The following is a 26,455-nucleotide window of genomic DNA, read 5'->3' as shown; positions in this document are numbered from 1 at the left end:
CCCGGCCCGGTCACATGCCGTCGCGCATGTCGTTGCCCGTGTCATCGTCGCGCATGTGGCTGCCCGAGCCGCTCATCCCGCCGCGCGTGCGCTCCCGCACGGGCTGGTTGGTCATGGCGTCGTCGCGGCCGGCCTGGTAGGCGCCGACACTGCTGCGGGCCTTGGCCGTCTCCTGCTCGGCCGTGTCCAGCCAGCGCTCCCAGCGCTGCCGCATCGGGCCGATGAGGCCACCGCCCACACCGACGATCAGGATGCCCGCACCGGCCGCGAGGGCCGCGTACAGGACGGGCTGGGTGACCGTGGTGGCGATGCCCGCCTGACCGAGGGCCGCGATCACGCCGAGCGCGACGATGCAGGCCCAGACGATCGTGCCGATGGTCTTCCCGTACGACATCGAGGACAGGGCGCTGGTGACGATGTCACGCACGATGTTGGCCACCGCCATGGCGACGACCATCAGGACGATGGCGACGACGCCGCGCGGGATCCAGGAGACGATCCCGTCGAGCATGTTGGAGACCGGGTTGCTGCCGAAGACACCGAAGCCGATCTGCAGGGTGATCAGGAGCAGGGCGAAGTACACGACCTTGCAGACGATCCCCGTCGTGTCGTACTTGGAGTTCGCCAGCATGCGGGACGCGCCCGCCCGTTCGGCGAGCTTCTCGGAGCCGACCTTGCGCAGGACCCGGTCGAGGACCTTGGTGATCATCTTCGACACGAACCAGCCGATGGCCAGGACGACCAGGAAGCCGATGAGTTTCGGCACGAACGTCGCGATCTTCGACCAGGCGTCGTTGAGGCCCTGGGTGAAGTCCACGGAGAGACTTATGTACTGGGACATGAGTGGTCCTCCACTCGATGGGCCCCGGGCGCCACGACGGCGTCAGGGCGACGAATCCCCCACGACGCACGGCTTCCGGTGCGTCCCTTCTCCCTGGATACCAGGGGTCACGACCTGGGACTCCGCGGTGATGCGCCGTACGGGTGACGGGCGCGGGAGGCAGTCGGCCGGTGTGCGACTGCTCACTTGGGGGATCTGCCCAGTAGCGGACAGTTCCGATTGTCGTAGGCATCCCCTAGGCTTGACCACATGCCCTTAAGCCCTCAGCCCCGTGGTTCCGCACGGTCTGCCGCGGAATTGAACGAGCGGATCCGCGGCTTGTGGATGCGCACCGGAGGCCGCCTCTCGGCCGAACAGCGCAGTGAGTACGAACAGTTGGTGACGGAGTGGGCGGCCGCCGTCCGCGAAGAGGTCGTGAGGGCGGCCTAGTCGGCGATCGGCGGCCCGGAGTTCCGCGCACCGGGCCGCCCACCAGGCCGTCGACGACTACCGCGTCAGGCCTTGGCCTGACGCTCCTTCTTCGCGATGCGCCGCTTCTGGCGCCCCGTCAGTTCCTGGCGATTGCCCTGGCGTTTGTACGCCTCGATGCGCTGTTCGTTCTTCACCGGGCCTCCCGTCTCGGGGGAATCCTGCCTCCGCCGACCGCCAACTGACCGGTATCGTTCCGACCGTCAACTGACCGGTATCGTAAGGTAGTTCACCCGTGCGCGACCCGGTACGAACCGAGCGCGATCCCCTCGCGAACCCCTCGCGAACCACGTGCGACCCGGGTCGTTTGTGCACGCCTCTTGGCTCGGTACCCCACGTGCCCAACACTGACCCGATGACGCAGCGCGTGGAACTCGCCGCCGTGATGGACCGGTTGGCCATCGACTCCCTCATCACCGAGTACGCAGTGACCGTCGACGACGGCGACTGGGACGCCTACCAGCACCTCTTCACCCCGGACGGACGCGCCGACTACAGCTCGGCGGGCGGCATCGACGCGAGCGCCGCCGAGGTGGCCGGATGGCTGGCCGGGACGATGGAGCTCTTCCCGATGCGCCAGCATCTGATCGTCAACAGGAGGCTACGGTTCGGGACGCTCGACCAGGACATAGGGGACATCGCGCACGTACAGGCCGACTACGTGAATCCGATGCGCTTCGCGCCCGGCGGTGGCGAGGAGGGAGAGGGGGGAGAGGAGGGAGAGGGGTCCGGCGAAGGCGGGGCGGAACCCGCGGCTCCGGACTTCATATGCGGTGGCCGCTATGCCTTCACGGCGCTGCGTACACAGCAGGGCTGGCGGCTGCGTCAGGTGACCGTTCAGGAGAAGTGGCGCCAACTCCAGCAGCGCTCCCCCAACCACACGCGCCGTCACACGCCCAACTGAGAACCCGCTCAGTACCGCTGAGAACCGGCTCAGTCCCCGCTGACAACCGGCTCAGTACCCGCTGACAACCGGCTCAGTACCCGCTGAGAACCGGCCGGAAAACAGCTCGGCAGGCACACTGTCGTAGATCGTCCGGGGCGCGCACACTGGGGGAACGTCCGGGCGTCGGGGCCGAGGGAGGCGCTGCATGGATCAACTCAGCGACGACCGGAACCTGCGGTGGCCACACCTTTCGGCCGCCTCGACGACGGGGCTGCTCGCTTCGGCCCGATGGCGCGGCGCCCTGGCCGTCCTCGTCGGCGCCCTGCCCGCCCTCGCCTTCCCCGCCCCGTCGCTGTGGTGGTTCGCGTACGTGGCGCTCGTGCCCTGGATGCTGCTCGCGCGCTCGGCGGAGACCGGGCGCAGGGCGGCGCTCGACGGATGGCTCGGCGGCCTCGGGTTCATGGTGGCGGTGCACCACTGGCTGCTGCCGAGCCTGCATGTGTTCACCGTCCTGATCGCCGCTCTGCTCGGCCTGCTGTGGGCGCCGTGGGGCTGGCTGGTGCGGCGCTTCCTGGGCGGGGTGGCATCGCCCTTGCGGACCTCGGCCGCGCTGGTCGTGCTGCCGTCCGGCTGGCTGATGGTCGAACTGGTCAGATCCTGGGAGGGGTTGGGTGGGCCCTGGGGACTGCTCGGCTCCAGTCAGTGGGAGGTCGGGCCCGCCCTGCGCCTCGCGTCGGTCGGCGGGGTGTGGCTGGTCAGCGCCCTGATCGTCATTCTGAACACGGGCATCACGGTGCTCGTGGTGGCCTTGTCCGTACGCCGAGCCGGGATACCGGGCACGGCAGGGACATCCCGTACGGCCGTCGCCCTGGCCATCCCCGCCACCGCGGGGCTCGTGGCCGTGGCCGCCGTGACCACCTCCGCCTGGGCCTGGGCGCCGCGCCCCGAGCCCGCGGGCCGCATGCGCGTGGCCGTCGTCCAGCCCGGCGTCATCGACGGGGTGGGCGGGGCGGACAAGCGGTTCGCGCGCGAGGAGGCGCTGACGCGCGGCCTGGCCGGGCGGGACCTGGACCTCGTCGTCTGGGGCGAGAGCAGCGTCGGGTACGACCTCGCGGCACGCCCCGACGTCGCGCGCCGAATAGCCGCGCTGTCCAGGGAGGTCGGCGCCGATATCCTGGTGAACGTGGACGCGCGCCGCTCCGACGAGCCGGGCATATTCAAGAGCTCCGTCCTCGTGGGCCCAGGCGGCCCGACCGGCGATCGCTACGACAAGATGCGGCTCGTCCCCTTCGGCGAGTACGTCCCCGCCCGCGCGCTCCTCGGCTGGGCGACGTCCGTGGGCAAGGCGGCGGGCGAGGACCGCAGGCGCGGTGAGCGTCCGGTGCTCATGAATGTCGGGGACGGTCTGAAAGTCGGGCCCCTGGTGTGCTTCGAATCGGCGTTCCCCGACATGAGCCGCCATCTGACGCGCGAGGGCGCCCAGTTGCTGCTCGCGCAGTCGTCGACCTCGTCGTTCCAGTCCAGCTGGGCGCCCGAGCAGCACGCCTCGCTCGCGGCCCTGCGGGCCGCCGAGACGGGCCGCCCCATGGTGCACGCCACGCTCACCGGCGTCTCGGCGGTGTACGGCGCGGACGGCGAGCGGGTCGGGGCGCCGCTCGGCACATCGGCGAGCTCGACGGCGACGTACGACATTCCGCTGGCCAAGGGCGTCACGCCGTACGTCAGGCTCGGCGACTGGCCCGTGCACGCGGCCCTCGCCGTGCTCGCGGTGCTGTGCGCGGCACTGGGCGTGCGCTCCCTGCGAGGACCTGCGAAGGGACGGTTCAGGCAGCCTGCTCCTGAGCCGCACGGACCACACGCTCGCACAGCTCATGGGTCGCCAGCGCATCCCTGGCGCTGAGCACCTTGGCCGCGCGCACGGCGTCGAGGAAGGAGAGCACGACCTGCTCGATCCCGCGCTGCCGGGCCACGGGCACCCAGTCGCCGCGCCGCCGCACGCTGGGCTGGCCCTTGTGGTCGACGACCTCGGCGAGGTTGAGCACCTGACGCTTGGTGTCCTGGCCCGAGACTTCGAGGACCTCCTCGGTGGAGCCGCTCATCCGGTTCATCATGCCGATCGCGGTGAACCCGTCCCCGGCGAGCTGCAGCACGATGTGCTCAAGGAGTCCGTCCTGGACTCGGGCACGCACGCCGACGTGGTCGATCGGCCCCGGCGCCAGGAAGCGCAGGGTGTCCACGACGTGGATGAAGTCGTCGAGGACGAGCGTGCGCGCGTCCTCGGGCAGGCCGACGCGGTTCTTCTGCATGAGGATCAGCTCGCGCGGGTGCTCGGCGCACTGCGCGTAGCCGGGTGCGAAGCGGCGGTTGAAGCCGACGGCGAGGCTCGTCGCGCGCTCCTCGGCGAGGCGCACGAGCCGCTCGGAGTCGCCGAGTTCGTACGCGAGGGGCTTGTCGACGTAGGTGGCCACACCCGCTTCGAGCAGCCGCGTCACGATCTCCGGGTGGGCGGCCGTCGACGCGTGCACGAAGGCGGCGTCGATGCCCTGGGCGAGCAGGGCGTCCAGGTCGGTGTGGCAGCGCTCATCGGGGATGTGGTGGACGCCCGCGACACGGGCGAGGGTCGCGGGCGTGCGCGTCTGCAGGTGCAGCTCGACCCCCGGCAGGGTGGTGAGCACAGGCAGGTACGCCTTCTGCGCGATGTCACCAAGTCCGATACAGCCGACCTTCACCACTGTCCCCTGTCTCCTCTACCGCTGTGCGATTTCTGTTCCCGCAGCATACGGCTGCTGCGGTGGTCGCCAGTCGGCGATCGATGCGAAGCTCCGCAGGATCAGGTTCGGGCCGAGGCGCGCCGCCGCCGCGATCAGTTCGTTGCGTACGGCGATGAGCGGGGCGCTCGTCAGATGGTTCATGCGGGCGGCGCGCGCCGCCCGCCGGACGATCGCCGTGGTGCGCGGCACCCGCACCGCGCTGTAACCGGCGAGACCCGCGGCCAGGTCGCCGCCCGGGGCCACGTGGTGGGCAAGCACGACGCCGTCCTCGATGGCCTGGTTGCCGCCCTGGGCGAGGGTGGGTGCCATGGCGTGCGCGGCGTCACCGATGAGGGCGACGCGGCCCCGGTGGTAGTGGGTGAGCGGCGTGCTCATGTGGCACACGTCGTTGCGCAGGATGTCCTCGGGGTCCGCGGCGGCGATGATCTCGGGGATCGGGTCGTGCCAGTCGGCGAAGCGGCGCGCCAGCTCGGCCTTCTCGCCGTCGGGGCTGTGGCCGCCTTCGGGGACGGTGGCGGTGGCGTAGGCGTAGATCCTGCCGTCCTTGAGCGGATGGGTGCCCCAGACTCCGCCGCGCCCCCAGGTCTCGTGGGGTTCGAAGGGGCGGCCGGGCGCGGGGACGATGAGGCGCCAGGCCGTGAATCCGGTGTACGTCGGCCGCGGGTGGGCCGGGAACAGGGCCGAGCGCACGGCCGAGTTGATGCCGTCGGCGCCGACCACGAGATCCGCCTCGATGTCCCCGTCGTCGGCACGGACGACGGCTCTGCGGCTCTGTGCTCCCCGATCGGCGAGCTCGGCGTGCACTCCGGTGCGCAGGGTGTCGGCGGGCAGCGCGGAGAGAAGCAGGTCGACGAGGGTCGCGCGGTGCACGAGGACGAGCGCGCCGCCGAACTCCCGCGACGTCGCCGAGGCACTGGTCCGCACGAGCCAGCGCCCTGCCTGCGCGCGCATCCCGCCTCCGCCCTCCCAGGCGGCGAGTTCGCGGACCCGGTCGCCGAGGCCGAGGACGTCGAGGGCGCGCTGGGAGTTGGGGGCGAGTCCGATGCCGGAGCCGACGGGTTCCAGGGTGGCGGCGCGCTCCAGGACAGTGACCCGCCAGCCCGACTGGTGCAGTGCGATGGCGGAGGTGAGGCCGCCGATGCCGCCGCCGATCACGACTGCGTGGGGACTGTGGCCCTGCTGGGGCCGCGGGGGTGGCTGTGAGTGTAGGCGTGGCTGCGGATACGGCTGTGGCTGCGGATCTGGCTGCGGATCTGGCTGCGGTGCCATGGCTCCTCCTGGGGGCCCCTCAACAGGCTCGCCGACAAGCATCGGCAGGCCGTCACTACACCTGTAGTGCGCGACACGCCGACCGTACTACACCTGTAGTGATCGGCGGTAGGCTGGACTCCATGTCCGTACGCAGCGCGGGGCAGCCCCGCACCGAACTGATCGCCGACACGGCGCTCGCGTTGCTCGCCGAGCGCGGCATGCGGGGTCTCACGCACCGGGCCGTTGACGACGCCGCGGGGCTCCCGCAGGGTTCGACGTCGAACCACGCCCGCACCCGGCTCGCGCTCCTGGAGACAGCGGTGCGCAGACAGGCCGAGCGCGAGGCGGTGGTGCTCGATCCGGGCGAGCTGCCGGACCCCGCTGGCGGCCGCGAGACCCTCGTCGCCTCGCTCGCCCTCGCTCTGCACCGCTACCTCACCGAAGGCTCCCGCCAACTGCTCGTCTCCCGTTACGAGCTGGCCCTGGAGGCGACCCGCAGGCCGGAGCTCCGCGCCTACTACGACGCGGCGGGGGCGCAGTTCAGGGAACCCTTGACGGCCATGTTGCGGGCCGCGGGGTCGACGGATCCCGGCCGGCACACCCTGGCCCTGGTGGCGTGGTGCGACGGGCTGCTGTTCTCGTGCGTCGCCGGTTCGTACCACGCCGCCGTACCGACCGAGGAGGAGCTGCGGGCCGGCTTCCGGGAGTTGCTCCGGGGGATGCTGGGGGACCCGGGGGACCAAGGGGGCCAAGGGGATCAGGCCTGAGGCGCTCCGGGAAACCCGCTGGCGCGGTGCCGCACGCCGCGCGAGGATGCCACGCATGACAACGACGCCGACACCCGAGCCGAAGCAGGGCGCGACGCTGCCCGTCGACCCCGCCCGCCGCGCCCAACCGTCCCTGACCGCGGACGAACGTGCGTCGATCGAGGGCTGGCTCGACTACCACCGCGCGACACTCCTGTCGAAGTGCGCGGGCCTGGGCGACGAGCAGCTGCGGCGTACCCCCGTCGCGTCTTCGAGCCTCTCCCTGATGGGCCTCGTGCGGCACCTGTCCGAGAACGAGCGGTACTGGTTCCGCGTCATCGCTTCCGGCGAGGACCTCCCGGAGATCTACTGCACCGAGGAGGAGCCGGAGCGCGACTTCAACCCCGCCAAGGACGACACCTGGGCGGAGGCCGAAGAGACCTGGCAGGCGGAGATCGCCGCGGCCCGCGTGGCCACGGCGGAGTTCGGCCTCGACGACCTGTCCGTCGGCAAGAGTCTCCACCGGGGCGCACACTTCAACATGCGCTGGATCTACACCCACATGATCGAGGAGTACGCCCGCCACAACGGCCACGCGGACCTCGTCCGCGAGCTGGTGGACGGTGCGACGGGCGACTGACCCGAAGGCGCGTTACGGCACAAGGGGCGTGGACGGCAGGAGGGGCACGTCGACCGGACCGGGGTGCCGCGGACACTCGGCGTGATCACCGGCCGCCCCCGGCGGACGCGCCGCTTCACCCATGCGGGGCATCCTGGGCCCATTCCCTTCCCGAAGGGCGATGTGACGCACCAAAGTTGCGCGAATGCACAGAACCACGACCACCGCGACGCTCCTGGTATCCGTGGCGGTCACCGCCGTTTCGGGGTGTGTGAGCGTCGAGCGGCAGCCCGCCCCCGGACCGTCCGTCGCGCACGCCCGCCCCCCGGCGCCGCGCCCGGACGGCAGCGCGCACCCACGGGTCGTGGAGGCCCCGGCGCGGGAGGCGCTCGACCTCATCGGGCCGCCCCGCGGTCCGGCGCCGAGCACCACCGGCAGCGCGGCGCCGGTTCCCGCGCCGCCGCGCCGCTCCCACAGCCCCGAGCTGCCCGAGCGGCCCGACGCTCCCCCGCACCGCCACGGCGACCGCCCCAAGGCCGCCGTCCTGCCCGCGGTTCCCTCCGCGGCGCCCACGGTCCTCGACGTCTGCGCCATGGGTGAGGAGTACGGCAGCTGGAAGCCGGGCAGCCCCGAGGCCACCATCTGCGAGGGCACCTACGGGCATTGACGCAGAGCCGGTCGGCCCCGGATCCGCCCTAATCCCGCCCCGGATCACTCCACCTCGCTCCCCTCCCCCAGCTGCAGCTCCAGCCTCCCGATGGCCGCCCGGACCCCGTCCCCGTACCCGTCGTCGCCCAGTGCCCCGACCGCCCCGCGCGCCCGCCGGATGTGGTTGCGTGCCGCCTCGGGGCGGCCCAGCTTGGCGTAGTCCGCGGCGAGGTTGAGGTGCAGGGAGGGGTAGAAACCGCGGACCGCGATCGAGTCGTGGTGTTCGTGCAGCCGCTCGTCCGTGAGCTCGTCCGCCGCTGACAACGCCCGCAGGTCCCACGCAAGTTCGTCCGACGCGTCCTCCTGCGTGTCCGCCATGTAGTGCGCGAGCGTGCAGCGGTGCAGGGGGTCGCCCTCCTCGCCGATCTCCGACCACAGACCGAGGAAGCGGCCCTGCGCCTCCTCACGGTCGCCCCCGTGGTGCAGCATGACCGCCTGCCCGATCCGGGTCATCATGGCGTCTTTCGCCGCCTGCTCCTGCTGCTCCGCCACCGGGTCCTCCACACTCGTACGCCCATCGTGCCCAACGTGCCCACCGCTCTCGACGCTATCGGCCCCCACTGACAATCGCGGTCAGGCGCGATCGGCCGCGAGGCGCTCACGCGTACCGCTGGGCCAGGCCGGTGACGGTCCTTGCCAGCTCGGCGCGGAGTTCGGGCGGGCCGAGCACCTCGGCCTCGAGCCCGAGCCTGAGCAGATCGCTCACGGCGACGGGCAGTGTCTCGACCTCCAGGTCGACGACCCGCCGGCCGTCCGCGTCCGGCGCTCCCGCCGCCTCCACGGCCCTCGTCCCCGCCGACCCGAACAGCGCGGGCAGCAGCCGCAGCCCCGCCGGTGAGACCCGCACCCGCGCCGTGCCCCGCAGCACTCGCGCCTGCAGACCACGCGATGCCGCCTCCCAGTAGGCGGCCAGATCGAACCGGGCGGGCCGTTCGGAGGCTTCATCCGTCGCCGTCACCTCCAGAAAGCGTGAGACCCGATAGGTGCGTACGGTGCCGTCGGCGGACGCCGCCAGATACCAGTTGCCCGCCTTGAGCACGAGGCCCAAGGGGTGCAGTTCGCGCCGTACATCGCCGCCCCAGCGCCGGTAGTGCGCCCGCAGCACCCGCCGACGCCACACGGCGTCGGCGACGACGGACAGCAGTGGCGCGGGATCCGCCGCGCGGAACCAGCCCTCCGCGTCGAGATGGAAGCGCTCCTGGATGCGCCGCGATCGCTCACCGAGCCCGGCTGGGAGTGCCGCGCCCAACTTGAGCTGTGCGGTGACCAGTTCGGCCCCAAGACCGAGATCGGCCGCAGCCGTCGGCATGCCCGCGAGGGCGAGGGAGTCGGCCTCGTCGTCCGTCAGTCCGGTCAGCCGGGTGCGGTAGCCGTCCATGAGCCGGAAGCCGCCCGCCGGACCGCGCTCGGCGAACACGGGCACACCGGATGCGGCGAGGGCCTCCGCGTCCCGGTAGACGGTCCGCACCGAGACCTCCAGCTCCTCGGCGAGTTCGGGAGCGGTCATGCGCCCACGGTTCTGGAGCAGCAGGAGGAGGGCGAGAAGCCGGTCGGCGCGCATACGGCCAAGTCTGCACCGGTACCTGACAGAAGGTGTCAGGTACCGGCGACAGGATCTTCTCGGCAGCCACCGCGGAACCACTTGAGAGCAGCCACCGCAGAACCACCGAGGAAGGCATCACATGACCACGCACACCGCAGAATCGGGCGCCGGCACCTTCACCTTCTCCCACTGGGACGAGAAGCCCGTCGCCGGAGCGGACAGCGGCGCACGTATCGCGCATGCCGCCGTCACGAACGACTTCACCGGCACCATCGAGGCCACCGGCACCTCCTGCGAGTACACGCTGGTGTACACCGACGAGACCACCGGCGCCTTCGTGGGCTACGAGTTCGTAGAAGGGACCGTCGAAGGGCGCACGGGCTCGTTCGTCCTGGAGCAGCGCGGGTCGTTCGGCGCCGACGGGACGATCACCTGCGCCCTCACCGTGCAACCCGGCTCGGGAACGGGCGAGCTGGCGGGTCTCGGCGGGACCGGCGCGTTCACGGCGAGGCACGGCGAGCCCTCCGTGCCGTACACCTTCACGTACACGATCGGCTGAGGTCGGCCGCAGTCGGCAGCGGTCGGCAGCGGTCGGCTGAGATCAGCCCAGTCGGTCAGCCCAGGTCGGTCAGCCCAGGCCGGTCAGCCCAGGTCCGGGATGCGCCAGTCGATCGGCTCGTGCCCCTGCGCCGCCACCGCTTCGTCGATCTGCGTGAAGGGGCGCGAGCCGAAGAACTTCTTGGCGGAGAGCGGCGAGGGGTGCGCGCCCTTCACGACCACGTGCCGCTCCTCGTCGATGAGCGGAAGCTTCTTCTGGGCGTAATTGCCCCAGAGGACGAAGACGGCGGGGTCGGGGCGGTCGGCCACGGCGCGGATCACCGCGTCCGTGAACTTCTCCCAGCCCTTGCCCTTGTGGGAGTTGGCCTCTGCCGCGCGGACCGTGAGCACCGCGTTCAGGAGCAGGACACCCTGCTGGGCCCACGGCATCAGATAGCCGTTGTCCGGCACGGGGTGGCCGAGCTCCTCCTTCATCTCCTTGTAGATGTTCCGCAGCGAGGGCGGAGTCTTCACGCCGGGCCGCACGGAGAAGCAGAGGCCGTGCCCCTGGCCCTCGCCGTGATATGGGTCCTGGCCGAGGACGAGCACCTTGACCTGGTCGTACGCAGTCGCGTCGAGTGCGGCGAACACCTCGTCACGCGGAGGATAGACAGGGCCCTTCTCCCGCTCTTCCTCGACGAACTCGGTGAGCTCCTTGAAGTAGGGCTTCTGCAGCTCCTCGCCGAGGACTCCGCGCCAGGACGCGGGCAGCATGGCGATGTCGGTCACGTCAACAACCTCCGGTGTGCGGTCACTTCTCACCACAGAACCTACCGGCGGCCACTGACAATCGATCCGATCCCCGCTGCCCACGGCCTCCCGCTACCAGCTGGACTCGCGCTACCAGCTGGTCTTGCGCTCCAGCTCCCACATCATCATGATCGCCGAGGGGTCGAGGGCACGTTCGCCGCCCGCGATCTCCTCGCTCGCCATGATGTACTGCTTTCCCTGCCACAGCGGGAGCAGCCGCGCGTCGTCGACGAGGACCTTCTGGGCCTGCTCGAAGTCGTCGGCCAACGCCCCCCGGTCGGCCTCACGGCGTGAGCGCGGCAGCACCTCATCGGTGATCTCCCGCGACGGATACGGCGTGTTGAGCACGTTCTTCTCGCCGACGAACGGCGCGATGAAGTTCTCCGCGTCGGGGAAGTCGGGGAACCAGCCACGGCCGAAGACCGGGTACTCGCCCTTCTTGGTGCCCGCGTCGAACTCGGTCCAGGGGCGGCCCTTGAGCGTGATCTTGAAGAGGCCGGATGCCTCGAGCTGCCGCTTGATCTCCTGGAACTCCCCCTCGGTCGCCGAGCCGTAGCGGTCCGTCGTGTACCAGAGCGTGAGCGGCACCGGCTTGTTGATGCCCGCGTCCTTGAGGATGTTCGCGGCCTTGGAGTCGCTGGGGTCTCCGTAGTCGTCGAAGAAGCCGGTGCCGTGTCCGATGAGCCCCTGGGGGACCATCGAGTACAGCGGCTCGACTGTGTCCTGGTAGATCTTGTGTGCGATGGCCGGGCGGTCGATGACCTGGGCGAAGGCCTGCCGGACCGCCTTCTTCCTGGCCCACGGGTCATCGGGGTTGAACACCAGGTAGCGGATCTCGGTGCCCGAGCCCTCGACGAGCTGGATGCCCTCCTGCTTGCGCTTGTTCGCCTGCATGTCCACGATGTCCTGGGCCGCGAGCCCGCGGAAGGTGACGTCGATCTGCTTGTTCCGCAGAGCCTCGACCATGGTCGAGGACTTCTTGAAGTAGCGGATGATGACCGCGTCGTTCTTGCGGTCGGCCGCACCCTTGTAGTTGGCGTTCTTGACCAGCTCCGCCTTCTCACCGGCCTTGTACGACTGCAGGGCGTAGGGCCCAGAACCCGCGATCGAGGTGCCCCCGCGGAGCTTGTCCGCCGGGTACTCGCGGGGGTCGACGATCGACATGGCGGGCGTGGAGAGCACGAACGGGAAGGTGGCGTCCGGCTTCTTGAGACGGAACGTGACCGTCCGGTCGCCCTTCGCCTGGACCGAGTCGAGCGACCCGAGCAGTCCCGCCGGCCCGCCCTTCACGTCGATGCGCCGCATCCGGTCGAAGGTGTACTTGACCGCCTTGGCGTCGAGCTCGTGGCCGTCGGAGAACGTGAGATCATCACGCAGCTGACAGGTATAGACTTGGTTCGTCGCGTCGGTGAACTTGCAGGACTCGGCCGCGTCCGGCTCGGGCTCGGCCGCCCCGCTGGGGAAACTCAGGAGCGTCTGGAACACGTTGCGGTAAAGCTCCCAGGAGCTGTCCCAGGCGGCCGCGGGATCGAGAGTGCTGGGAGCACTCATCGTGCCGACGGTGATCTGCTTGTCCTCGTCGGAATCGTCCGACGAGATGGCTCCGCACCCCGCGAGCAGGGATACGGACACCAGCGCCGCGGCCGGTCGCAGGCCCCGGCGGGGCAGCCCGGCCAGGCCACGGGCACCCGCCGCCGTCACCAGGCGAACATCACTGAACACGCGCACACTCCTCGCTCGTCCATGCCATGGGTCGGCAGACCCTACCGCAATGCCCCGCCAGGCCAACTTGCGGCGCCGACGGGGCACTTGATGCGCGTTTACGTCCCTTTAGATGGTCGTACCTGACGATTGTGCGGTCTTCGTCAGCCGACGCCCGCATTGAGGAAGATGCCGCCATCGACCACGAGCGTCTGCCCCGTGATCCAGTCGGACTGGCGGGACGTGAGGAACGCGGCGGCGCCCCCGATGTCCTCGGGCACGCCGAGCCGCCCCAGGGGATACGCGGCGGCGGCCTCCTCCTCACGGCCCTCGTAGAGAGCCTTGGCGAACTGAGTCTTGACCACGGCGGGCGCGATCGAGTTGACCCGCACCTTCGGCGCGAACTCGTGCGCGAGCTGCAGCGTGAGGTTGACCATGGCCGCCTTGCTCATCCCGTACGCGCCGATGAACGGCGAAGGAGCGACGCCCGCGACGGAGGCGATGTTCACGATCGCACCGCCGTTCTGACTCTGCCAGGCCTTCCAGGTCTGCTGGGCGAAGCCGAGCGCCGAGATCACGTTGGTCTCGAAGACCTTGCGCGCCACATTGAGGTCGAGCTCCGCCATCGGCCCGAACACCGGATTCGTACCGGCGTTGTTGATGAGGAAGTCGACCCGCCCGAAGGCCTCCATGGCGCGCTCGACGGCGACCGCCTGGTGGGCCTCGTCGTGCGCCTTGCCCGCCACGCCGATGACGCGGTCGGCGCCGAGCTTCTCGACGGCCTCCTTGAGCGCGTCCTCGTTGCGCCCCGTGATGCACACACGGTCACCGCGGGCGACGAGCGCCTCCGCGACGCCGTACCCGATGCCGCGGCTCGCGCCCGTGATGAGCGCGGCCTTTCCACTGTCCTGCACTGTCATCTCCGCAACCCTCCGGAACAGAACTACCGGGCCAGAACTACCGGACCGCAACTAGTTGAGCGGCCCGCCGGCCACGTACATGACCTGGCCCGACACGAAGCCCGCGGCGTCGCCCGTGAAGAAGGCGATGGCGTTGGCGATGTCCTCGGGGCGGCCGACGCGCTGCACCGGGATCTGCGTGGCGGCAGCGGCCTGGAAGTCCTCGAAGTCCATGCCGACGCGGTCGGCGGTGGCCTTCGTCATCTCGGTGACGATGAAGCCCGGGGCCACGGAGTTGGCGGTGACGCCGAACTTGCCGAGCTCCTTGGCCAGGGTCTTGGTGAAGCCCTGCAGGCCGGCCTTGGCCGCCGCGTAGTTGACCTGGCCGCGGTTGCCCAGCGCGGAGGACGAGGAGAGGTTCACGATCCGGCCGAACTTGGCGTCCACCATGTGCTTCTGGATCGCGCGGGACATCAGGAACGCACCGCGCAGGTGCACGTTCATGACCGTGTCCCAGTCGGTGGCGCTCATCTTGAAGAGGAGGTTGTCGCGGAGCACACCGGCGTTGTTCACGAGGATCGTGGGCGCGCCGAGCTCGTCGGCGATCCGGGCGATGGCCGCCTCGACCTGAGCCTCGTCGGACACGTCGCAGCCGACGGCGATCGCCTTGCCACCGGCAGTGGTGATCTGCGCGACGGTGTCCTTGCAGGCGGCCTCGTCGAGGTCGATCACCGCGACGGCGCGGCCTTCGGCGGCCAGACGCACGGCGGTCGCCGCGCCGATGCCTCGCGCTGCTCCGGTCACGACCGCGACGCGCTGCTCAGTGGTGGACATGCTGGTTCTCCTCGCCCTTGGGATGCGGCTCTACGGTACGCCCCGATGGTGAGCGACCGCTTAGTACCTTCAGCTGAACGAGACGCTAGAAGCCCTGGCACCCGGTGTCAACGGCGCACAGGGGGCTGTGATTCTTTACCTCACCAGGAGGTCGAGGAGCCGGTCCACCTCTTCGACAGGATCCGCCGTGAGACCCGTGTGCACCGGCCCCGGCTGCACCACGGTCGAGCGCGGCGCGATCAGCCACCGAAAGCGCCGCCCCGCATCGTCCCGCTCGGCCTGACCTGCTCCTTCGCCACCCGCGCAGATCCGCTCGACGGCTCGGAGCGAGGCCCTGATGCCGGGCAGGTCGGCAGCCGGGTCCAGGGCCAGCAGCTTGTTCTCGTCGAGATGCGTACGGGCGGCCACGAAGGACTTGGCCCGGCAGTAGACCACCACCCCCGCGTTGAACCGCTCACCGCGCTCCGCGCGCGGCACGACGCGCACCAAGGCGTACTCGAAGACGTCCCGCTCGATCGGTCGCTCGATCAGTTGCTCGATCGGTTGCTCGGTCAGTCGCTCGGTCACTGTCCGGCGCCCTTCCGCTGCGGCTCGGGCAGCTGGATGCGTTCGTGGATGGTCTTGGCCCTCGGCAGCAGCGCCGTCACATAGGCGCGGCGCACGGCGTCGGGGCTCTCGAAGCCCGGCTCGTCCACCAGCCACACATCGGGTACGTCGGCCGCGGCGGCGGCGAGGAGCTCCTCGGTGACGAGCGGGGCGAGCTCGGCAGCGGCCGCTGCGACGTCTGGGCCGAACGGGGCGAGGGCGTGGTCGGACGCGTCGTACGGCTTGGCGGCCGCGCTCTCGGCGGTGCGCCAGTTGTGGTGCCAGATCATGCTCGCGCCGTGATCGATGAGCCACAGGTCGCCGCCGAACACCAGCATGTTCGGATTGCGCCAGGAGCGGTCCACGTTGTTGATGAGCGCGTCGAACCACACGACACGGCCCGCCTCGGCCGGATCGACGTCGAACGCGAGCGAGTCGAAGCCGAGCGCCCCCGAGAGGTACTCCATCCCGAGATTCAGCCCGCCGCTCGACTTGAGCAGCCCCTGCACCTGCTGGTCGGGCTCACCGAGGCCGAGCACCGGATCGAGCAGGACCTGCGTGAGGCCCGGCACCCGCAGCCCCAGACCACGCGCCAGCTGCCCGCAGATCACCTCGGCGACGAGCGTCTTGCGGCCCTGTCCGGCCCCGGTGAACTTCATGACGTACGGCGCGTACGTCCCCCGGCCGTCGGCGGCCTCGACGAGGCCGGGGAGCGATCCGCCCTCCCGCAGGGGCGTGATGTAGCGGACCGCGGTGACTTCGGTGAGCATTGCCCCAGGTTAATGCCGGTCCGAACGCGGCTTGCGCAAGAAGTGCTTGAGCGTTTGAACATACCGGCGCGCGATCCCGTACCACCGGACATGACCACCTCCAAGGAACCTCTGCCCGTCTCCAAGGAACCTCTGCCCGTCCCCAGGGAACCTCTGCCCGCGCTCTCCCGCCGTTCGGTCGTCGCGGCCGCAGGCGTCGTCAGCCTGGCCGCCGCCCTCGCGGCCTGCGGTGAGAGCGGCAACAGCGACAACTACGGCTCAGCTCCGGATGCGAAGAAGACGCCCGACGGCTCCAAAGCATCCGGTGGCGCCGCCGGGGCCGTGCTCGCCAAGACATCGGAGATCCCGGTGGGCGGCGGCAAGATCTTCAAGGAGGAGGGGGTGGTGGTGACCCAGCCGACGAAGGGCGAGTTCAAGGCCTTCTCGAACCGCTGCACCCATAAACAGTGTCCGGTGACGAGCGTCGAGGGCGGCACCATCAACTGCCCCTGTCACGGCAGCAAGTTCGCCATCTCCGACGGGAGCGTGAAATCCTCCCCGGCGCCGAAGCCACTGCCCGCCGCCCAGATCAGTGTGGACGGGGACTCGATCAAGCTGGCCTAGGAGGCTGCCGCTTCCAGCTGCCGAGGACGTCCTGGGTGGTGACGATGGTGGCGACCAGGGCGAGCGTGTTGCGGATCATCGCGGGTGCGTAGTCGGAGGGGACTCCCGCGATGGCGTCCGACGGCACGACGGCGGTGTAGCCCAGGTTCACGGCGTCGAAGACGGCGTTCGGTATCGCCACGTTCGCCGACACCCCGGTCACCAGGAGGGTGCGGCAGCCGAGGTTGCGAAGCAGCGGGTCGACGTCCGTGCCCGCGAGCGGCGAGAGCCCGTGCAGCCGCCGTACGACGAAGTCCTCTTCGGCCACCTCGATGGGCGGCGCGATCCGCACGGCCTTCGTCCCGGAGAGCTGCTGCACGGGCAGCCGTCCCGCGGCACGGAAGAGGCGGGCGTTGTGGTTGGCGCCGCGCCCGTCGGGTCGCCGTTCGGCGACCGCGTGCAGGACCTGGGCCCCGGCCTGGTGGGCTGCGGAGACCAGCCGCGCGACATTGGCGAGACAGCCCGAGGAGCGTGCCTCGTCGGCGAGTTCGGGCAGCGCGCTCTCCGTCCCCACCACACCCTGCTGGCATTCGACAGTCATCAGTACGGTGGTGGCGGGATCGAGGAGTTCCCTGAGCTGTTCGTACGACGGCATCGCTCCCCCTGTCCGATTCATTCGGTTCATCCAGGTCGTCCGGGCCACCCGGGCCGTCCGGGACAGCGCGGGCGACCGGCGACGACCGGGATGCGCGGAGGTTAGCGGCCATTGCGCCACGGCGGAAGAGACCGCATGCTTTCCCGACGGACAGTTCTGATGGGTAGTCAGTTCTGGCTGTGCGCCCACCATTTCCACTTGTCGCGGGAGGACCGATGGCCGTCACACAGCGCCGGGGCCGCAAAATCATGATGTCGCCGGACGAGCTCGACGCCTTCCTCGGCACGGAACGCACCTGCCGGGTCGCGACCGTGTCCGGCGACGGCGCCCCACACGTCAGCGCACTCTGGTTCGCCTGGGACGGCACGTCCTTGTGGCTGTTCTCGATCACCCGCAGCAAGCGCTGGGCGGACCTTCGGGGTGACCAGCGGATCGCTGTGGTGATCGACTCGGGCGTCGAGTACGGGGAGCTGCGGGGCGTCGAGCTCTCCGGGACGGCGGTCTTCGTGGCCGAGTCGCCGCGCGTGGGCGAGCCCTGCCCCGAACTCGAAGCCCCGGAGAGGCTGTTCACCCAGAAGTACTTCGGGATGGACACGATGCCGTACGACGGGAAACACGCGTGGATCCGGCTCACACCCGACGCGATCGCGTCCTGGGACTTCCGGAAGCTGGCGGATCTGCGGGCCCGCCCCTGACAGAGCGAGGCGGATGCGCACCCCCTGAGCTCTGGCCCAGCCCGGCCCCCGCTCCTTGGAGCGCCTCGACCGCCGCCCTGATCGAGGGCCGACGGTCTGCGTCCGCGCGCCACACCGCGTACACATGACGGTGCACCCGGTGCCGCACCGGGACCGTCCTGACCCCGGCGGGCATCGGCTCGCGCCCCAACTGGGGTGCCACGCACACGCCGAGACCCGCGGCCACCAGGGCGAGCTGCGTGTGATGTTCCTCCGCGCGGTGCGCGATCCGCGGCTCGATGCCCTTGGCGCGCAGCGTGAACATCAGCCACTCATGGCAGAACTCCCCCTCCGCCCAGGCGATCCACTCGTCGTCCGCGAACTCCTCGAGGTCCACCTCGGCGCGGTCGGCGAGGGGGTGGGCCGCGGGCATGGCGACATCGGCGGGATCGTCCAGGAGGGGGGCCCTGACGAGGCCTTCGGGCATCGGCAGCGGCTTGTTGTACCAGTCGAGGACGACCGCCATGTCGATGTCGCCGCGCACCACGGCGGCCACCCCGGGCTGGGCCTCCATCTCCTGGGATCGCACACGCAGACCGGGATGGCCGGCACGCAGCGCGGTGAGCGTGGCGGGCAGCAGGCCGCGCATAGCTGTGGGGAAGGCGGAGATCCGCAGCTCCCCGACGGCCTTGCCGCGCTGCTCCTCCAGGTCGGACTGCGCGAGCTCCACCTGGGAGAGGATGCGCCCGGCATGCTCGGCGAGCAGCCGCCCGGCATCGGTCAGGCGCACGCCCCGGCCGTTCTTGGCGAGGAGTTGCTGGCCCACCTCGCGCTCCAGCTTGGTCATCTGCTGCGAGACCGCCGAGGTCGTGACGTGCAGCCCCGCCGCGGCGCCGCTGACCGAGCCGTGCCGGGCCAGTGCGTCGAGCGTGCGCAGGCGTTCCAGGTTCAACACGTAAGCGATGCTACGCGATACCTAGCAGTTTATTTCGCTTGTTCTACGATGTCGGCTGCCTCAAGGTGACGTACATGAGCGTCACCTCCACCCCTCAGGGCTCCCTCGTCGCTGTTTCTCCCCCTCCCGCCCCTGTCGATCCGAAGCCCCGCCGCGTCCTCGGCTGGCGCCTGCGCTTCGGCGTCCTCTCGCTGATCTGGGGCTTCAGCTTCCTCCTCATCAAGGTCGGCACGGAGGGCTACGCACCGTTCCAGGTCACCTTGGGACGCCTGCTCTTCGGCACCGCGGTCGTCGCGGTCGTCCTCGTGGTCAAGCGCGAACGGCTGCCGCGCGGGACACGGTCGTGGGCGCATCTCACGGTCGCGGCGCTCCTGCTCAACGCCCTGCCGTTCTCGCTGTTCGCGTACGCGGAACTGACGATTCCGTCCACGCTCGCCGGTATCTGCAACGCGACCTCGCCCCTGTGGGGCATGGCGCTCTCGCTGGTCGCACTCTCCGAGGACCGTCCGACGCGGCGCAGGGTCGCGGGGCTCGGCATCGGGTTCCTCGGGGTGCTCACGGTCCTCGGCGCCTGGCAGGGGTTCAGCGGCCTCGACTTCCGCGGCACGTCGATGGCACTGCTCGCCGCGCTGTGCTACCCGATCGGCTGGATCTACGTGCGCCGCACCCTGGCCGGCTCCGGTCACTCCAACCTCTCACTGACCGGCGCCCAACTGCTGATCGCGACCGTCGAACTGGCCGTGGTGACACCGCTGTTCACGTCGTTGCCCACGCACTTCCCCGTCATGCCGCTCCTCGCGATCGTGGCACTGGGTGCCGTCGGCACCGGGCTCGCCTTCCTCATGCAGTACGGCCTCGTCTCCGAGGTCGGGCCGACGACGGCCCAGATGGTCACGTACTTCGTCCCGGTCATCGCCACCACCGCGGGCGTCGCCGTGCTCGGCGAGACCCTGAGCTGGTCGACGCCGGTGGGCGCGGTGATCGTCCTGGCGGGCGCCGCGCTCACCCAGTCCAGGCCGCGCGGCCGCGCGCGGAACCGGCCGATCGCCGACGCCGCGCACGAGCGGGCCGATCACTCATAGCGCCGCGCGGGAGCGGGCCCGGTGGCGGAGGCGACGGCGTCCGCCACCGCCGCGATGTCACCGTCCCCGAGCGTCGACACCGTGATCCGCACCCCGGGCCGCGCACTCATCCGGAATCGCGCCCCCGGCGCGACGGCCCACCCCGCGTGCAGCAGCCTGGCGACCGCGCCGGTCTCGTCCGGCACCGGCACCCATACGTTCATGCCGCTGCGCCCGTGCGCCGCGACACCCCGCTCGGCGAGTGCGGCGATCAGCGCGTCACGCCGCTTCCCGTACGACGCCGCCACCTGGGCTGTGTCCACCGCCCCGTCCGCCCACAGCCGCACCACGGCGCGCTGCGACAGATGGCTCACCCACCCGGGGCCGAGCCGCTGCCGCCCTTGTACGCGATCGACGGTGACGCAGTCCCCGGTGAGGAGGGCGAGTCGCAGGTCAGGGCCGTACGCCTTGGCCGTGGAGCGGACGAAGGCCCAGCTGCGGGTCACGCCCGCCAGCGGGTGCAGCGGCAGGTCGACGATGGCGTGGCCGTGGTCGTCCTCGACGAGGAGCACGCCCTTGTGCGCGGAGAGCACTTTTCGCAGCGCACGCGCGCGTGGAGCACTGATCGCGGCGCCCGTCGGGTTCTGGGCGCGGTCGGTGACGATGAGCGCCCTGGCTCCGCCGCGCAGCGCCGCCTCCACGTCGGCGGGCAGCGGCCCGTCGTCGTCGACGCCCACCGGGACCGTGCGCAGCCCGAGCACGGGCATCAGATCGAGCAGGCTGCCCCAGCCGGGATCCTCGACCGCCACCGCGTCGCCCGGCTTGAGATGCGCGGCGAGCACACGCTCGATGGCGTCGAGAGACCCGGAGGTGACGGCGACAGGACCGTCCGGCACGCCGTCCTCGTCGAGGGCCACGCGCGCGTGGCGGGTCATTTCGGCGTCCACTGCCTCCTCCCCGTACAGCACGGGGCGCAGGTCGCCCTCCGCGGCGGCGGCGGCGAACACCCCGGCGAGCGGCGGAAGCAGCGCCGTGTCCGGGTTGCCGTTCGACACGTCGCGCACACCGGTCGGCACGTCCACACGGATCAGCTCGCGCACGGTCGTCGCGGGCTTGGGGCGTACACGGCTGCCGCGCCGCCCCGCCGTCTCGATGACGCCGCGTTCGCGCAGCGTGCGGTAGGCGGCGGCCACCGTATTGGGATTCACCCCGAGCCGCTCCGCCAACTCGCGCATCGGCGGCAGGAGTTGACCTGGTTCCAGGTCTCCGCCACCCACCGCGCGCTCCACACTGGCAGCGATCTCAGCTGCACGTCGGCCTTCGATCCGATACTCTCCTAGCACAAACCAGATTATGCACTAGTGCAATGGAGAAGGCAATGAGCGTCGCATCCGAGTCCGGCATCGAGGCCGCCGACACCGCCTCGTACGCGCCGACCGACCTGACCGTGCCCACCCGTGGGCGGGACCGTGCCGCGTACGACCAGGAGTTGGTGCACGCGATACTCGACGAGGCCTATGTCTGCCACCTCGGTTTCGTGCGGGACGGAGCTCCGATCGTCCTGCCGACGCTGTACGGCCGGGTGGGCGAGCGTCTGTACGTGCACGGCTCGACGGGTTCCCGGCCGCTGCGGATGGCGGGCGACGCCCGGCAGCAGGAGGAGGACCCGGGCCTGGCGGTCTGCCTGACCGTCACCCACGTCGACGGCCTCGTCCTCGCCCGGTCGGCCTTCCACCACTCGATCAACTACCGCTCCGTGGTGATCCACGGCACGGCCCACCAGGTCACCGACCCCGAGGAGAAGCGCGCCGCCCTCGACGCGCTCGTCGACCACGTCGTGCCGGGCCGCTCCGTCGACTCGCGCCCCGCGAACGCGAAGGAACTCGCGGCGACCGCCGTGCTCAGCCTCGACCTCGCCGCGGTGTCCGCCAAGGTGCGCACCGGCGGCCCGAACGACGACCCCGAGGACCTCGACCTGCCCCACTGGGCCGGCGTCGTCCCCCTGCGCAAGGGGCACGACCCGCTCGTCCCGTCGGCCGACCTGGCCCCCGGCATCGAGACCCCCGACTACCTGGTCGAGCTGTGATGCTGATCCACCCCTGGGACGCGCCCCGCTCCGACGCCGAGTGGCAGCAGTGGCTCGCCGCCCACGACTTCGGGCAGCTCGCCGTGAACGGCCTGCCCGGAGAGCCCCCGCACGTACAGCCCGCGCACTTCGCCTACGAGAGGGGTCACGGCCCGCACGGCCGGGTGATCACCCACCTGGCGCGCCCCAACCCGCTGTGGCCCGCGCTGGAGGCAGACCCCGAAGTACTGTTGAGCGTGGTGGACGACTACGTGTACGTGCCGGGCCCCTGGCAGGCACCGCCGGACACGTTGCCCGAGCACGGCGTGCCGACCAGCTTCTACGCCGCCGTACAACTGCGCTGCACCGCCCGCATCGTGGACGACCCGGCGGAGAAGGCCGAGCTCCTCAACCGCCAGGTCGCCCACTTCCAGCCCGAGGGCGGCTCGGTTCCGGCCGCGGTGGGCGAGGCCCCGTTCGGCCGCATGCTCTCCGGCATCCGCGCCCTGTGCCTCGAAGTGAGCGACGTACAGGCGAAGTTCAAGTACGCCAGCCACAAGCCGCAGGAGGTCCAGGACCAGATCGCGGCGGGCCTCACGAAACGTGACGGCCCACGCGACGAGGCGGCGTACGAACACCAACTACGCCGCCGCTGAACGCCCCGTCAGGAGCGCGGGGAGCGGCGCGGGCAGCCCCCCACCGGCCCCCGGACTCAAGACAGCGCTCGCGGGGCGCGACCCACACCGACCGGACCGCGCCCCGCGAGAACCCTCACACCAGCGCCGCATCCCGCCGCGCGGCGACCGCGCCCCGCGTCTCGGCGACGGCGAGCCCCGTCACCGCGGCCAGCATCATCAGCGTGCCGAGCACCGTCGACACGGTCAGCTCCTCGTCGAGCAGCACGACGGCGATGACCGCGGCGCTGAGCGGCTCGAGGAGCGTGATCACGGAGACGGTCGCGGACCGGATGACGGCGGCGCCCGCGAAGTACAGGGCGTAGGCGACCGCCGTCGGTATCACGACGATGTAGAGCACATAGAGGCTCATCCGCGCCGGGTCGGCGGTATGCGGCACGAGGCCCTCCACCGCGGCGAGCGGCAGCAGGCAGACGGAGACCACGGCGAACGACCAGACCGTCGTGTCGGCCGAGTCGGCACCGCCGTCCCGTCCCCACCACCGCGTGAGCAGCGTCATCGTGGCGTACGCGGCCGCCGAGAGCAGCCCCCACCCGACACCCTCCGGACGCACGCTCGCACCGCCGCCGCCCAGGACCAGCACCACGAGCCCGGCAAGCGCCCCCGCCACGGCGACGACCCCGCCACGCCCGAGCCGCTCGCCCATGGTGAACCGCGCCCCGAGCGCGATGAGCACGGGCCCCGCGCCCATCGTGACCACCGTGCCGACGGCGAGCCCGGTCGACTCGACGGCCGCGAAGTAGGCGGTCTGGAACACGGCGAGGGCCACGCCGGTCGTCACGATCCGCGGCAGCCTCCGCCGCAGCGGCGCGCTCACGGCGGCGTACGCGGACCTTCGGCGCGCCCGCATCAGACGGACGGCGAACAGCAGCACGAAGCCGCCCGCGCAGCGCCAGAAGGAGAGGCTGACCGGCCCCATGTCACTGGCGTTGAAGACCAGCGCGGCGGCGGCACCGGCGGTGCCCCAGGCCGTACCGGCGACGATCAGATAGAGGAGGCCGCGTCCGACGGACAGACCGGAGGCAGCCGTCGACACAGTCGACACATTCGACACGTGAGTTCTCCGCAGAAAGAAAGAAGAAGGAAGGTCCCTGGCTCCGTCTGCGGGCAGCGTCGTTCCACCCGGCCACCGGCCGGGTGTGTTCCAGAAGGTGCCCGCGCCTAAGCGGCGGGGGGCGGAAGAACGAGCGCGCGTGAATGCATGATCAACACCCTAGACGGCAGTGCCGGTTGACGACAACCGCTGCTCCGGCTCCGGCAGCCCGCCCGCGCCAGGCCCTTCGTGGGGCTTCGCGGGCGTGGACGACTGCGCGATGAACGCCCCCGCGAGCACCACCGCGCCCCCGATGATCTGCGGCGCCGACAGGTGTTCGCCCAGCATGACCCAGGCGAGCACGGTCGCTATGACCGCTTCCAGACAGGCGACGACCCCCGCCACCTGCGGCGAGAGCCGACGCACCGAGAGCACCCCGGTGACATACGCCACGACGGTCGCGACGAGCACGATCCAGCTGATGAGCACCCAGGCGGGAACGGCCGAACCGTCCATGTCCGCGCTTCCGGCGAGCACCGACCAGTCCATGCCCCAGGGGCGCGCCACGACGGTCAGCACCGCGGCACCGATCAGCAGTCCGTACGCGATGACACCGAGCGGGTCAGGGGCGTCGTCCCCCGCGTCGCTGCCCTGGTCGGACAGGACGAAGTAGCCGACCTGACAGCACGCGGCACCCAGCGCCAGCAGCAGCCCCACGGCGTCGAAACTCAGCCCGGCCCACACCTCGACGACACAGGCGAGCCCGCCGACCGCGAGCACCACGCCCACCGCGGCCGACCGCGTCACGGGCCGCCGCTGCACGAAACGCACCCAGCCGAGGACGAGCGCGGGCGCGAGGTACTCGACCAGGAGCGCGACACCGACGGGGATGCGGGAGATCGCCGCGAAATAACAGGCCTGGACACCGGCGACGGCGAGCAGGCCGAAGCCGAGCAGGAGGGCGGGCCTGCGGAGCAGCAGGGCACGGTGGCGCCAGGCGACCGGCAGCATCACCAGGGCGGCGCCCGTCACCCGCAGCCACACCACGTGCAGCGGGTCGAGGCCGGCCTCGATCAGCGGCTTGGCCGCGACGCCCGAACCGCCGAAGGCGACCGCCGACCCCAGGGCAAGGCCGAGGCCCATGCCTCTCCCGCGGCTCAGCCGTGAGCCTGCCCGATTCCCCTCAGACGCGTGCACCGGCACAGCATGCCAGGCCGCGTCATGAGCGTCACCTTCGATAGCCCCTGTCTCAATCGGCGGACGTCTCGGCGTACGGATCCGCGGACGCGGCGCCGGTGGACGGATCCTCCTCGACGCGCCGGACGATCGCCTTCGGGTCGGCCCCGGCCCGCCCCAGTACCTCGATCGCGCGGCAGTCCGGATCGGAGATGAGTGCCACCAGGAGGTCGATACCGAGGGCGCGCGGTTCGCCGCGCCGGTCGGCCCGCTCGATGGCCGTCTCCATGGCCGCGGTCGCGGACGGTGACCAGCGCTTCTCCTTGGCGGGACCGAAGTCGCCCACCTTCACCAGCGGCACCGCTCCGGAGTCCTCGACCGTCCCCCGCCACTGCAGGCCGTACCCGATGCTGCGCTGGACGAGATAGCCGAGCAGCCGCACCACTTGCGCCCCGTCGTCGAAGGCCGACCGCACCTCGGGGTCGGTCTCCAGGAGCGAGTGCAGCAGATGCGCGGTGTCGATCTGCCGGTCCCCGTCCCGTACCGCACGCCGGCGCGCACCGGCCACCACCGATGCCAGCACTGCGCTCAGTCGGGAGTCGGTCTCTGTTCGGGTGGGGCCGGGCTCGGCGCCCGGCGGGGTACGGCTTTGCACATCTTCCACCCCATCAGTCCCCTGTGGTGGCGTCATCGGCGGAGGGAAGCATCTTGGCGTCCGACACAGGTTGGGTACGCATGTGTGGCTTCTCCTCCTTACGGATGAGATCCGACTTTTCTTCCCCCAGGGGCGCGCGGCGCCTTGATTCACGCCCGGAACGCAACCACGGCACACCCGCCACTCGTCTTTCAGGCATGGGGCGCAGGTGATGGGGTGCAGGTCATGGAGTGCAGGTGCTGGATGGTCTCGCTGTCGGCAAGCGACGGCAGACAGTACGTGTATCGGGTGTACGCACCCGATGACGCACTGCCCGCCGACCTGTTCTGGGAAGCCTGGCACTGCCACGACGAGGGCCCGTTCCCCAGGGCGTGCGACCTGTTCGACGCGGCGGTGATACGCAGGGTCGGCTGACCCCGACCGCGATCGTCTTCCTGGCGGGCCTGTGGCCCTCGCCCTGGCCCGCCCCACCCCCTCCCCGACAGGAAGGCAGTGCCATGACCTCTCTCGACTCCCCGATCCCGCGGTTCCACCTGGCCGTGCCGGTCGACGACCTGGCCGCGGCACGTCGCTTCTACGGCGACGTCCTGGGCTTGACGCAGGGCCGCAGTGCGGACACCTGGGTGGACTGGGATCTGCACGGCCACCAGTTCGTCACGCATCTGGCACCGGAGCGGGCGCAGCGCGTACACAACCCGGTCGACGGCCACGACGTCCCGGTGCCGCACTTCGGACTCGTCCTGACGGTCGACGCGTTCCAGAAGCTCGCCGAGCGGCTGCGCACGGCGGACACCGAGTTCGTCATCGAGCCCTACGTGCGCTTCGCGGGCCAGCAGGGCGAGCAGTGGACGATGTTCCTCCTCGACCCGGCGGGCAACGCGCTGGAGTTCAAGGCGTTCGCCGACGACTCGCAGGTCTTCGCCACCTGAGACGCC

Annotated in this window: 31 protein-coding genes; 14 read left to right on the top strand and 17 right to left on the bottom strand. The window is 70.9% G+C overall.

Annotated features, from left to right (window positions below; genetic code table 11):
• Positions 1-10: 10 nt before the first annotated feature.
• Positions 11-841, bottom strand: coding sequence for a hypothetical protein (locus ACFVXC_RS15015; protein ID WP_389905397.1), 831 nt, complete (start codon positions 839-841; stop codon positions 11-13).
• Positions 842-1,090: 249 nt separating this feature from the next.
• Between ACFVXC_RS15015 and ACFVXC_RS15010 the strand changes: the two genes are divergently transcribed.
• The 3 genes from ACFVXC_RS15010 to lnt all read left to right on the top strand — a co-directional run bounded on the left by ACFVXC_RS15010 (position 1,091) and on the right by lnt (position 4,095).
• On the top strand, positions 1,091-1,270 hold the full coding sequence (locus ACFVXC_RS15010) for a hypothetical protein (protein WP_389905395.1): 180 nt from the start codon (positions 1,091-1,093) through the stop codon (positions 1,268-1,270).
• 394 nt (positions 1,271-1,664) lie between these two features.
• Entirely contained in the window at positions 1,665-2,213 is a 549-nt protein-coding gene (locus ACFVXC_RS15005) for a nuclear transport factor 2 family protein (RefSeq protein ID WP_389905393.1), read from the top strand.
• Between the two features lie 187 nt (positions 2,214-2,400).
• Positions 2,401-4,095, top strand: coding sequence for an apolipoprotein N-acyltransferase (gene lnt, locus ACFVXC_RS15000; RefSeq protein WP_389905391.1), 1,695 nt, complete (start codon positions 2,401-2,403; stop codon positions 4,093-4,095).
• On the opposite strand, the gene ACFVXC_RS14995 is transcribed toward lnt, so the two are convergent.
• Both ACFVXC_RS14995 and ACFVXC_RS14990 read right to left on the bottom strand, forming a co-directional pair.
• Complete coding sequence (locus ACFVXC_RS14995; protein ID WP_389905929.1) at positions 4,019-4,924, bottom strand: Gfo/Idh/MocA family protein; 906 nt, start codon at positions 4,922-4,924, stop codon at positions 4,019-4,021. The two genes, lnt and ACFVXC_RS14995, sit on opposite strands and share 77 nt — an antisense overlap.
• A gap of 18 nt (positions 4,925-4,942) precedes the next feature.
• Complete coding sequence (locus tag ACFVXC_RS14990; RefSeq protein ID WP_389905390.1) at positions 4,943-6,121, bottom strand: FAD-dependent monooxygenase; 1,179 nt, start codon at positions 6,119-6,121, stop codon at positions 4,943-4,945.
• A gap of 236 nt (positions 6,122-6,357) precedes the next feature.
• On the opposite strand from ACFVXC_RS14990, the gene ACFVXC_RS14985 reads away from it, so the two are divergent.
• From ACFVXC_RS14985 to ACFVXC_RS14975, 3 genes are all read left to right on the top strand, one after another.
• Positions 6,358-6,984, top strand: a complete 627-nt coding sequence (locus tag ACFVXC_RS14985; RefSeq protein ID WP_389905388.1) for a TetR/AcrR family transcriptional regulator — start codon at positions 6,358-6,360, stop codon at positions 6,982-6,984.
• A gap of 55 nt (positions 6,985-7,039) precedes the next feature.
• The gene (locus ACFVXC_RS14980) at positions 7,040-7,603 is read left to right on the top strand and encodes a DinB family protein (RefSeq protein ID WP_389905386.1); all 564 of its coding nucleotides are present in this window, start codon (positions 7,040-7,042) and stop codon (positions 7,601-7,603) included.
• A gap of 184 nt (positions 7,604-7,787) precedes the next feature.
• A complete protein-coding gene (locus tag ACFVXC_RS14975) occupies positions 7,788-8,249 on the top strand; it encodes a hypothetical protein (RefSeq protein WP_389905385.1) in 462 nt (153 codons plus the stop codon).
• Between the two features lie 44 nt (positions 8,250-8,293).
• On the opposite strand, the gene ACFVXC_RS14970 is transcribed toward ACFVXC_RS14975, so the two are convergent.
• Together ACFVXC_RS14970 and ACFVXC_RS14965 are read right to left on the bottom strand one after the other, a co-directional pair.
• Positions 8,294-8,782 carry a hypothetical protein gene (locus ACFVXC_RS14970; RefSeq protein WP_389905383.1) on the bottom strand — a complete coding sequence of 163 codons (489 nt, stop codon included), beginning with the start codon at positions 8,780-8,782 and terminating at the stop codon, positions 8,294-8,296.
• 106 nt (positions 8,783-8,888) lie between these two features.
• Positions 8,889-9,851 (bottom strand): helix-turn-helix transcriptional regulator, encoded by a 963-nt coding sequence (locus ACFVXC_RS14965; RefSeq protein ID WP_389905382.1) that lies wholly within the window; start codon positions 9,849-9,851, stop codon positions 8,889-8,891.
• A gap of 121 nt (positions 9,852-9,972) precedes the next feature.
• Between ACFVXC_RS14965 and ACFVXC_RS14960 the strand changes: the two genes are divergently transcribed.
• Positions 9,973-10,392: a DUF3224 domain-containing protein gene (locus ACFVXC_RS14960; RefSeq protein ID WP_389905380.1), complete on the top strand. Its 420-nt coding sequence runs from the start codon at positions 9,973-9,975 to the stop codon at positions 10,390-10,392.
• 83 nt (positions 10,393-10,475) lie between these two features.
• Here ACFVXC_RS14960 and ung read toward each other — a convergent pair whose 3' ends face one another.
• From ung to ACFVXC_RS14930, 6 genes are all read right to left on the bottom strand, one after another.
• Entirely contained in the window at positions 10,476-11,159 is a 684-nt protein-coding gene (ung, locus tag ACFVXC_RS14955; RefSeq protein ID WP_389905378.1) for a uracil-DNA glycosylase, read from the bottom strand.
• 111 nt (positions 11,160-11,270) lie between these two features.
• Positions 11,271-12,881, bottom strand: coding sequence for an ABC transporter substrate-binding protein (locus ACFVXC_RS14950; RefSeq protein ID WP_389905928.1), 1,611 nt, complete (start codon positions 12,879-12,881; stop codon positions 11,271-11,273).
• Between the two features lie 164 nt (positions 12,882-13,045).
• A complete protein-coding gene (locus ACFVXC_RS14945) occupies positions 13,046-13,801 on the bottom strand; it encodes an SDR family oxidoreductase (RefSeq protein ID WP_389905376.1) in 756 nt (251 codons plus the stop codon).
• A 51-nt stretch (positions 13,802-13,852) separates the two neighbouring features.
• Entirely contained in the window at positions 13,853-14,614 is a 762-nt protein-coding gene (gene fabG / locus ACFVXC_RS14940) for a 3-oxoacyl-ACP reductase FabG (protein WP_389905374.1), read from the bottom strand.
• 135 nt (positions 14,615-14,749) lie between these two features.
• On the bottom strand, positions 14,750-15,130 hold the full coding sequence (locus tag ACFVXC_RS14935) for a DUF3037 domain-containing protein (protein ID WP_389905926.1): 381 nt from the start codon (positions 15,128-15,130) through the stop codon (positions 14,750-14,752).
• Between the two features lie 47 nt (positions 15,131-15,177).
• Positions 15,178-15,969, bottom strand: coding sequence for a HipA family kinase (locus ACFVXC_RS14930; protein WP_389905372.1), 792 nt, complete (start codon positions 15,967-15,969; stop codon positions 15,178-15,180).
• Between the two features lie 90 nt (positions 15,970-16,059).
• Between ACFVXC_RS14930 and ACFVXC_RS14925 the strand changes: the two genes are divergently transcribed.
• Complete coding sequence (locus ACFVXC_RS14925; protein ID WP_389905370.1) at positions 16,060-16,572, top strand: Rieske (2Fe-2S) protein; 513 nt, start codon at positions 16,060-16,062, stop codon at positions 16,570-16,572.
• Here the strand turns inward: ACFVXC_RS14925 and ACFVXC_RS14920 are convergent.
• Positions 16,559-17,206 (bottom strand): cysteine hydrolase, encoded by a 648-nt coding sequence (locus ACFVXC_RS14920; protein ID WP_389905368.1) that lies wholly within the window; start codon positions 17,204-17,206, stop codon positions 16,559-16,561. The two genes, ACFVXC_RS14925 and ACFVXC_RS14920, sit on opposite strands and share 14 nt — an antisense overlap.
• Before the next feature lie 215 nt (positions 17,207-17,421).
• Between ACFVXC_RS14920 and ACFVXC_RS14915 the strand changes: the two genes are divergently transcribed.
• Positions 17,422-17,901, top strand: a complete 480-nt coding sequence (locus tag ACFVXC_RS14915) for a pyridoxamine 5'-phosphate oxidase family protein (protein WP_389905367.1) — start codon at positions 17,422-17,424, stop codon at positions 17,899-17,901.
• Here ACFVXC_RS14915 and ACFVXC_RS14910 read toward each other — a convergent pair.
• Positions 17,837-18,835, bottom strand: a complete 999-nt coding sequence (locus ACFVXC_RS14910; protein ID WP_389905365.1) for a LysR family transcriptional regulator — start codon at positions 18,833-18,835, stop codon at positions 17,837-17,839. The two genes, ACFVXC_RS14915 and ACFVXC_RS14910, sit on opposite strands and share 65 nt — an antisense overlap.
• A gap of 74 nt (positions 18,836-18,909) precedes the next feature.
• Between ACFVXC_RS14910 and ACFVXC_RS14905 the strand changes: the two genes are divergently transcribed.
• Positions 18,910-19,917, top strand: coding sequence for a DMT family transporter (locus tag ACFVXC_RS14905; RefSeq protein ID WP_389905363.1), 1,008 nt, complete (start codon positions 18,910-18,912; stop codon positions 19,915-19,917).
• Here ACFVXC_RS14905 and ACFVXC_RS14900 read toward each other — a convergent pair.
• Positions 19,908-21,239 carry an aminotransferase class I/II-fold pyridoxal phosphate-dependent enzyme gene (locus ACFVXC_RS14900; protein ID WP_389905361.1) on the bottom strand — a complete coding sequence of 444 codons (1,332 nt, stop codon included), beginning with the start codon at positions 21,237-21,239 and terminating at the stop codon, positions 19,908-19,910. The genes ACFVXC_RS14905 and ACFVXC_RS14900 overlap by 10 nt on opposite strands.
• A 35-nt stretch (positions 21,240-21,274) precedes the next feature.
• Between ACFVXC_RS14900 and ACFVXC_RS14895 the strand changes: the two genes are divergently transcribed.
• Positions 21,275-21,982, top strand: a complete 708-nt coding sequence (locus ACFVXC_RS14895; RefSeq protein WP_389905359.1) for a pyridoxamine 5'-phosphate oxidase family protein — start codon at positions 21,275-21,277, stop codon at positions 21,980-21,982.
• On the top strand, positions 21,982-22,617 hold the full coding sequence (locus ACFVXC_RS14890; RefSeq protein ID WP_389905357.1) for an FMN-binding negative transcriptional regulator: 636 nt from the start codon (positions 21,982-21,984) through the stop codon (positions 22,615-22,617). Before ACFVXC_RS14895 ends, ACFVXC_RS14890 begins: the two co-directional genes overlap by 1 nt.
• A gap of 115 nt (positions 22,618-22,732) precedes the next feature.
• Here the strand turns inward: ACFVXC_RS14890 and ACFVXC_RS14885 are convergent, their stop codons facing one another.
• From ACFVXC_RS14885 to ACFVXC_RS14875, 3 genes are all read right to left on the bottom strand, one after another.
• Positions 22,733-23,692 carry a DMT family transporter gene (locus ACFVXC_RS14885; RefSeq protein WP_389905924.1) on the bottom strand — a complete coding sequence of 320 codons (960 nt, stop codon included), beginning with the start codon at positions 23,690-23,692 and terminating at the stop codon, positions 22,733-22,735.
• Positions 23,693-23,869: 177 nt separating this feature from the next.
• Complete coding sequence (locus tag ACFVXC_RS14880; RefSeq protein WP_389905355.1) at positions 23,870-24,892, bottom strand: DMT family transporter; 1,023 nt, start codon at positions 24,890-24,892, stop codon at positions 23,870-23,872.
• A gap of 46 nt (positions 24,893-24,938) precedes the next feature.
• Positions 24,939-25,520, bottom strand: a complete 582-nt coding sequence (locus ACFVXC_RS14875) for a Clp protease N-terminal domain-containing protein (RefSeq protein ID WP_389905353.1) — start codon at positions 25,518-25,520, stop codon at positions 24,939-24,941.
• 225 nt (positions 25,521-25,745) lie between these two features.
• On the opposite strand from ACFVXC_RS14875, the gene ACFVXC_RS14870 reads away from it, so the two are divergent.
• On the top strand, positions 25,746-25,934 hold the full coding sequence (locus ACFVXC_RS14870) for a hypothetical protein (protein WP_389905351.1): 189 nt from the start codon (positions 25,746-25,748) through the stop codon (positions 25,932-25,934).
• Between the two features lie 83 nt (positions 25,935-26,017).
• The gene (locus ACFVXC_RS14865; RefSeq protein ID WP_389905349.1) at positions 26,018-26,449 is read left to right on the top strand and encodes a VOC family protein; all 432 of its coding nucleotides are present in this window, start codon (positions 26,018-26,020) and stop codon (positions 26,447-26,449) included.
• Positions 26,450-26,455: the final 6 nt, after the last annotated feature.

Source organism: Streptomyces sp. NPDC058257 (genome assembly GCF_042881845.1).
In the GTDB taxonomy this organism is placed as follows: Bacteria; Actinomycetota; Actinomycetes; order Streptomycetales; family Streptomycetaceae; genus Streptomyces.
This window is presented reverse-complemented; position numbering and strand designations above follow the sequence as displayed.